4 protein-coding genes are annotated in these 5,893 nt (G+C 69.8%); all 4 read left to right on the top strand.

What is annotated here, in order from left to right:
• Positions 1-313 precede the first annotated feature (313 nt).
• A complete protein-coding gene (locus H6A23_RS11085) occupies positions 314-2,158 on the top strand; it encodes an arginine--tRNA ligase (RefSeq protein WP_204832234.1) in 1,845 nt (614 codons plus the stop codon).
• 275 nt (positions 2,159-2,433) lie between these two features.
• The gene (locus H6A23_RS11080) at positions 2,434-3,141 is read left to right on the top strand and encodes a MarR family transcriptional regulator (RefSeq protein ID WP_204832233.1); all 708 of its coding nucleotides are present in this window, start codon (positions 2,434-2,436) and stop codon (positions 3,139-3,141) included.
• Positions 3,142-3,338: 197 nt separating this feature from the next.
• Positions 3,339-5,276: a transcription termination factor Rho gene (rho, locus tag H6A23_RS11075; RefSeq protein ID WP_204832232.1), complete on the top strand. Its 1,938-nt coding sequence runs from the start codon at positions 3,339-3,341 to the stop codon at positions 5,274-5,276.
• A gap of 244 nt (positions 5,277-5,520) precedes the next feature.
• On the top strand, positions 5,521-5,893 hold a 373-nt coding region (locus tag H6A23_RS11070; RefSeq protein WP_204832231.1), incomplete at its 3' end, for a hypothetical protein.

The raw sequence follows: 5,893 nt of genomic DNA, 5'->3' as shown, positions 1-5,893 counted from the left end.
CTTCTCGCCCCTCGCCCCCTCGCCCGATATCCCTCTCGTGCGCGCCCCTCCAAACGGTTCAACTATTCATAGCATGGAAATGAAGGGGACAACAGGGCCCTGACGCCCCAAATCGGGCCACCGAACCTCGTTGCCCCCTTCTTTACCATGTAATAAATGATGGAAGTTTCCACGAGACGGGCGCCGCGGGGCGCCCATCCGGCTCGTGGGGGCAGTCGCTTTGCTACAATCACACAGTTACCCGCACAACTGAGTCGCCGCGTCGCCGCCGTCCCAGGCGAGCGCGGCCACGATGCAAGCAAGAGGAGAATTCATGCCCGAGAAGATCGAGGAGCTCGTACGAGCCGCCATCTCCGCCGCGCAGGAGGCCGGCGAACTGCCTGAGTTCGAGGTCGGCGACCTCGGCTTCGAGCGGCCGGCGGACCCCTCAAACGGCGACTGGAGCTCGACTGTGGCCATGCGCTCGGCCAAGCTCGCCCGCCGCGCCCCGCGCCAGATCGCGGACGCCATCGTCTCCCGCCTTCCCGAGGACCCCTCCGTCGATCGCGTCGAGGTTGCCGGACCCGGCTTCATCAACTTCTACCTCGCCACCGCCTCGGCCAACGAGGTGTTCCGCACGGTGCGCGAGCAGGGCGCCGACTACGCGCGCTCCAGCATGGGGGCGGGGACCAAGGTCCAGGTGGAGTTCGTCTCCGCGAACCCCGTGGGGCCGCTCCACATCGGCCACGGCCGCTGGGTCGCCATCGGCGACTCGCTCTGCCGCGTGCTGGAGCACGTGGGCTATGACGTGGAGCGCGAGTACTACGTCAACGACCACGGCTCGCAGATGGACGTCTTCGGTCACTCCATCTCGATGCGCTACCAGCAGCTGCTTTCCGTGATGGGGGAGCGCGGCGCCTCGCTCGAGGACGCCCGCGAGGTGCTTCTCGCTGACCGCGAGGCGTTCGTGGCGGACGAGGGCGACGAGCGCCCCGAGACCCACCCGCTCACGGACGCCTTCAACGAGGCGCTGGGCGGCAACGCCTACGGCGGCGACTACATCGTCGACATCGCCGCGCGCTTCGTGACCGAGGACGGGGACAAGTGGCTCGCGACCCCCGAGGACGAGCGCATGGCTGAGTTCCGCGAGCGCGCCTACCTCTGGATGCTCGACTCCATCCGCGGCACCTGCCACGAGGCGCGCTGCGACTTTGACGTCTGGTTCTCCGAGCGCAGCCTCTACGTGAAGGGCGAGGACGGCTCCTCCGCCGTCGACCGCGCCCTGGCAGCGCTGGACGAGATGGGCCACCTCTATCGCGACGAGGCGGGCGCCCTGTGGTTCCGCTCCACTACCTTTGGCGACGACAAGGACCGCGTCCTCATCAAGACCAACGGCGAGTACACCTACTTCGCCTCCGACGTGGCCTATCACTGGAACAAGTTCCAGCGCGTCGACCACGTGATCGACATCTGGGGGGCCGACCACCACGGCTACATCCAGCGCGTTCAGTCCGCCTGCGAGGCCCTCGGCTATCCCACGCAGTTTGAGGTGCTCCTGGGCCAGCTGGTGAACCTGCTGCGCGATGGCAGCCCCGTGCGCATGTCCAAGCGCAAGGGCACGATGGTCACCTTCGACGAGCTGCTCGCCGAGGTGGGGGCCGACGCCACGCGCTACACGCTCATCTCCAAGAGCTCCAACCAGATGATTGACTTCGACATCGAGCGCGTGAAGCGCCAGGACAACACCAACCCCGTCTACTACGTGCAGTACGCGCACGCCCGCATCTGCTCGATCCTGCGCCGCGGCGCCGGCGTGACCGTCGAGGAGGCGAAGGAGCTCGGCATGGACGAGGTCGCGCGCCGCGCGGTGGGGGAGAGCTACGACCTCGGGCTGCTCGCGGCGCCCGCCGAGGCCGCGCTCGCGCGCAAGATCGGCGAGCTCCCGAGCCTCGTCGAGAGCTGCGCGCGCGACCGGGCGCCCTTCCGCCTCACGCACTACGCCGAGGAGCTCGCCGGCGAGTTCCACTCGTTCTACGCCGCCTGCCAGGTGCTCCCCGGCACAGGCCGACCGCTCGACGAGGCGCTCAGCCACGCGCGCCTCGCGGCGTGCGACGCCACGCGTCGCGTCCTCGCGCTCGTGCTGGAGCTCGTGGGCGTCCGCGCCCCGCAGAGCATGTAGCGCCCGCCCGCTCCACCCGGGCCCCGGTCGCGCCGCCCCGACGGGCTTGCGCGGCCGGGGCCTTTTTACGTGACGCAGGGGCGCCGAATCTGGGCCCTTGTGTGGACAGATTGCGAATAATCGAATTGTTATCTAGGATTTTTATCGCTTGCGGGCATTAACAATGGTTAATGCCAACCGAATTATGTATACTCCCTGCTATCAAGGAAGCAGTTTTTCTCAGCTGCTTTGCAGGGAGTCCTTCGCGCTAGCGAAGGTGCGTGAGAGGTGGGGCAGTGGACCTCAAGGAATTCATGTCCGTCCGGAGGGCGTACAACATCGTCAGGCAGGCGGGCGCCTCCGAGGAGCGCCTCACCTTCGAGGAGTTTGCGATTCTCTGCCGGCTCGAGATTGCCGACGAGCCGATGAAGACCTCGTCGATCGCCGAGTACCAGGGGGCGCTCAGGCCCACGATGACGCATCGCACCAACCACCTCGCCGCGCTCGGCCTCATCGACCGTGCGGAGGGGGCGGAGGATCGCAGGAACGTGGTCTGCTCGATCTCCGAGCGCGGCCGCGCTCGCGTGGAGGAGCTCTCCGACCTCACGCGCGCCCAGATTCCCACGGGCCGCGCACTCTCGCGCACCTCCGCCGAGCGCATCAGGAAGTACGTCGACGCGATGGGCGCGCTCTTCTGCAAGGCCGGCGACCTCGTGCTCCTTGGCCTCTATGCCGCCGAGGGCGACTCGCTCACCATCATGCAGATCGTCGACGCGCTCGGCCTTCTGCAGCCCACGGTCTCCATGTCCGTCTCCTCGCTCGTCGAGCGAGGCCTGGCCACGCGCTCCCATGACGCCGCGGGCGCGCACACCACGAGCGTAAGCCTCACCGATGAGGGCGTCCGCGTCGCAGAGTCGCTCGTCGAGGGCATCGAGGGCATCGTCGTGCGCCGCAAGCTCCGTGGCAGCCGCAGGGCGGCGGGGGAGGCCGAGGGCGCGGCGTAATGCAACGTTTTTGCTGCGACATCGCACGATACGTGCTATAGTCTGAAGGCGGTCCCGCACGGTACGTGCGCGATCGCCTTCATCCGCTTTATGGGGCACACGTTCCCCACACCCACACGAGAGTTCCAGCAGCAGTTGGGCCATGCCGCATGGCCATGCCATGCTGCGTGTGGGACCGCAACAAGAGAGGTAGATACATGCCGGACGCCGAGACGCCTGTTTCCGTTCCTGACCAGGCCGAGCCCGTTTCCGACGCGCCTGAGAAGGCGCCCGCCAAGCCGCGCCGCCGCCGTCGGACCAAGGCCGAGATGGAGGCCGCGCGCGCCGCGGAGGCGAAGGCGCGCGAGGAGGCGGAAGCCGCGGGGGAGCCCGCCCCGCCCAAGCGCCGCCGCGGCAGGCCCCGCAAGTCCGAGCAGGTCGAGGCGGCCGAAGCCCCCGCACAGGCGGAGGGGGGAGAGGCTTCCGCCCAGAGCGCGGAGGAGGCCCCGGCCCCGCCCAAGCGCCGCCGCGGCAGGCCCCGCAAGTCCGAGCAGGCCGCTGCGGAGGCCCAGCCCGCCGCCCAGGAGCAGCAGCCGTCCGACGCCGGGCAGCCCCGACCGGACGAGATGACCCGCGCGACCGACGCTGCCACGCAGGCGAGCCCTGAGCCCACCCCCATGCCCGCGCAGACCCTCGGCGAGGCCGCGCAGGGCGAGGCCGCAGATCAGCCCGCCCGCCCGGGCCGCAAGCGCCGCCACCAGAACGAGCGCGCGGGCGCCGGCGGGGGCGGGGCCCAGGGTGCCGGCGGCTTTGCCGGCCAGGGCCGCCGCCAGAACGGCCAGGGCCGCCGGCGCAACCGCCGCCAGCAGGAGGTGGCCGAGCCCTCGCTCACCCGCGAGGAGCTTGCCGAGCTGAAGGTCGCCGAGCTGCGCGCCAAGGCGGCCGAGCTCGGGATCGAGTACGTGGGCGTGCGCAAGCCCGCGCTCGTCGAGGCCGTCTACGAGGCCGCCGCGCGCGCCGAGGGCTTCCGCCCGGTCGAGGGCATCCTCGAGATCGGCAACGAGGGCTACGGCTGGGTCCGCACCGGCAACTACATGGAGGGCGACGACGACGCCTTCGTTCACCAGCAGATGATCCGCTCGCTCGGCCTGCGCGCCGGCGACCGCGTGGCGGGCACCGTGGGCCCCGGCCGCTCCAACAGCAAGTACCCGCCCCTCATCCGCGTCTCCTCGGTGAACGGGCAGGCGCCGGAGAACCTGAAGGCGCGCCCGCGCTTCCGCGACCTCACCCCGGTCTACCCCAATGAGCGCCTCGTCATGGAGTGCGGCAAGGACTCCATCACCGGCCGCGCCATCGACCTGGTGAGCCCCATCGGCAAGGGCCAGCGCGGCCTCATCGTCTCCCCGCCCAAGGCGGGCAAGACCACGGTCCTCAAGAAGATCTGCCAGTCCATCGCCGCCAACAACCCCGAGGTGCACCTCTTCTGCCTGCTCGTGGACGAGCGCCCGGAGGAGGTCACGGACATGGAGCGCTCCATACGCGGCGAGGTCGTGGCGTCCACCTTCGACATGCCGGCCGACAACCACACCCACGTCTCCGAGCTCGTGATCGAGCACGCCAAGCGCCTCGTGGAGATGGGGGAGGACGTCGTGGTGGTGCTCGACTCCATCACCCGCCTCGCCCGCGCCTACAACCTCGCCCAGCCGGCGAGCGGGCGCATCCTCTCCGGCGGCGTCGACTCCGCGGCCCTCTACCCGCCCAAGAAGTTCCTCGGCGCCGCGCGCAACATAGAGAACGGCGGTTCGCTCACGATCATCGCCTCGGCGCTCGTGGACACGGGCTCCAAGATGGACGAGGTCATCTTCGAGGAGTTCAAGGGCACGGGCAACATGGAGCTCAAGCTCGACCGCGACCTCGCCGACAAGCGCATCTTCCCGGCCATCGACCCGGTGGCGTCCGGCACGCGCAACGAGGACCTGCTCATCGACCCCGCCTACCAGCCGCTCGTCTGGGGCATCCGCCGCGTGCTCGCCAACATGAACAACGTGGAGCGCGCCGCCAACGCCCTCGTGCGCGGCCTCAAGGAGACCGACTCCAACGAGGAGTTCCTCATCAAGAGCGCCAAGAAGGCCAACCAGACGGGCTACGTGGGCTAGTGACCCGGCCGCCCGGCTGGCCACGGCCCGCCGGGCGGGGCCTAACCCGCAGGTCGAAACTACTTGCGCGCCCTGCGGGCGAATGGGTATAGTCTCTGGAAAGCGCAGATGCGCGTCGTCGCGGTAACACGAAGATGAAACGAAGCCCAAACCGTGGACGCCACCTCTCACCACACGTTTGTTGGTGAGGCCATCGTGGTTTGAAGTTCGTCTCGTCTTCCGTCTCTGGGAGGAGCGGGAGAGCATGAGAGAGGGAAGGAATCCGGCCGTCCTTGCGGGGATAGGCGGGTCGCTCGCGTTGGCGCTCCCGGCGCCCGCGGCGGCCCTCTCGCTCGACGGCGTGCTTGACGGGGTCCTTTCCTCTCCCGGCGTCGCCTTTGCCGCGGGCTTCGCGAGCGGGGCCGTCGCGGTGGGCGGTGCGATCGGCGTGGCGGCGCTCGTGCGCGGCGCCTGTCGTCGTGCCGCGGCGCGCCGCGAGGCGGAGCCCGCCACCGCGGCGCCTACCGTCTCCGAGGCGCCGGCCGACGAGGCCCCCGCGCATCGCCCGCGGCACCTGCGCGCGAGCGGGCCCGCGCCCGCCGAGGAGCCCGTTGCCGCCCCCGCCGAGGGGCCCGCCC

The sequence above is a fragment of the Olsenella uli genome (assembly GCF_016900775.1).
In the GTDB taxonomy this organism is placed as follows: domain Bacteria; phylum Actinomycetota; class Coriobacteriia; order Coriobacteriales; family Atopobiaceae; genus Thermophilibacter; species Thermophilibacter uli_A.
The sequence above is the reverse complement of the archived record's forward strand: the minus strand, read 5'-3'. Positions and strand labels throughout refer to the sequence as shown.